Below are 1,507 nucleotides of genomic sequence, written 5' to 3'. Positions count from 1 at the left end.
ATTCTGGAGTCCTTCGTGCCGTTCGAGCGCGAGATATCGGTGATCGCGGCGCGTGGGCTGGACGGTGCGGTTGTCGCCTACGATCCAGCCGAGAATATCCATCGCAACGGCATTCTCCACACATCGACCTTGCCGGCCGCCATTATGCCGGAGACGGCGCAAGCAGCCCGAACGGCCGCATCGAAGATCCTTGCGGCGCTCGACTATGTCGGTGTCATCGGCGTCGAGTTCTTCGTGCTGGCCGATGGCTCGCTGCTGGCCAACGAGATCGCGCCGCGCGTGCACAATTCCGGCCATTGGACGGAAGCCGCCTGTGTCGTTTCGCAGTTCGAGCAGCATATCCGCGCCATCGCCGGCCTGCCGCTCGGCGGCCCGGACCGCCATTCCGACTGCGTGATGGAAAACCTGATCGGCGACGATGTGCTGCGCGTCCCGGAGCTTCTCGCCGAGCCCGATCTGATGCTGCATCTCTACGGCAAGACCGAAGCGCGGCCCGGCCGCAAGATGGGTCATTTCACTCGGATCAGACGTCGCGCCTCATAAGGTTGCCTACTGCGCGTCGTCGCTCTCGTCCTGCCCTGTATTGGCGCAACTCCCATCGCCTTCCTCGCAATTGGCCGCGGCAGCGAGCTGCTTGACGCGGTCATTGGTCAATCTGGGTCAGGCATTGCGAAACTTCCATCGAATGGATCGATCCGCCTTCGCTGGCGGCGGTGGAATGCGCGCACTCGGCATCGCGAAAAGTGATCCAGGCGCGTTGCGCCACCTGCAGCAATCTCTTGCCGTTGGCATCGTCCGAGCTGGTGAGGTTCTGATAGGCCGTGTTGAGCCTGGCGTCGGCCGCCTGGTAATCCTCGCCGGCACAGATGTTCATCATTTGCTGGCTGTCGTCGCTGCGGTCGCATTCCTGCGCGCGCGCAACCGAAGCTGCCGCCAGCAGGACAAGGCAGGCGGCCAGGAACATCCGGCGCATAGTCGTCTCCAAATCATTTCACGGCGACCGCATCATCCCAGCCGGCCCAGGGCCGCGCAATGCCGCAAGGCAGACATGGCGGATAATTGATGACAGGGATGATTCACAGCCGCTATGGAGCACGCTTGCGGTTGACAGGGACAAGGCTCCTCGTTTATGAGCCACCCACAGTTCAAAGGCGCGTCTTCTGGCGCGCCTTAAAATTTCGACCCAACCGGGTCCACACCGACAGGCAAGACCATGAAGATCAAGAATTCGCTCAAGGCGCTGAAGGCGCGTCACCGCGACAACCAGCTGGTTCGCCGCAAGGGCCGCATCTACATCATCAACAAGACCGCCCCGCGCTACAAGGCACGTCAGGGCTGAGTTTTCGGGCAGGAGGCTGTCGCCTCCGCCCATTTGATGCTTGTCGCCGTCTGCCGGCCTTTTCACGCCAAATTCAGTTTGACGTTCTCTCGCCCGGGACTAGAGTCCGGCGATGCGGATTCCTTTTGCATTTTTGACATCTCTGCTTGTTTCCGGCGTCATTTATGG

General features: G+C 61.4%; 2 protein-coding genes and 1 pseudogene. 2 read left to right on the top strand and 1 reads right to left on the bottom strand.

Annotation, left to right across the window (positions count from 1 at the left end):
* A partial coding sequence (locus EN994_RS30890) for an ATP-grasp domain-containing protein (RefSeq protein ID WP_127308120.1) occupies positions 1 to 543 on the top strand: 543 nt, incomplete at its 5' end.
* A 6-nt stretch (positions 544 to 549) separates the two neighbouring features.
* On the opposite strand, the pseudogene EN994_RS30885 reads toward EN994_RS30890, so the two are convergent.
* Positions 550 to 973, bottom strand: a pseudogene (locus EN994_RS30885) (lysozyme inhibitor LprI family protein).
* A 240-nt stretch (positions 974 to 1,213) separates the two neighbouring features.
* On the opposite strand from EN994_RS30885, the gene ykgO reads away from it, so the two are divergent.
* Positions 1,214 to 1,339, top strand: coding sequence for a type B 50S ribosomal protein L36 (ykgO, locus tag EN994_RS30880; RefSeq protein ID WP_006203764.1), 126 nt, complete (start codon positions 1,214 to 1,216; stop codon positions 1,337 to 1,339).
* Positions 1,340 to 1,507: the final 168 nt, after the last annotated feature.

It is taken from the genome of Mesorhizobium sp. M7A.F.Ca.CA.002.09.1.1 (assembly GCF_003998555.1).
GTDB lineage: Bacteria > Pseudomonadota > Alphaproteobacteria > Rhizobiales > Rhizobiaceae > Mesorhizobium > Mesorhizobium ciceri.
This window is presented reverse-complemented; position numbering and strand designations above follow the sequence as displayed.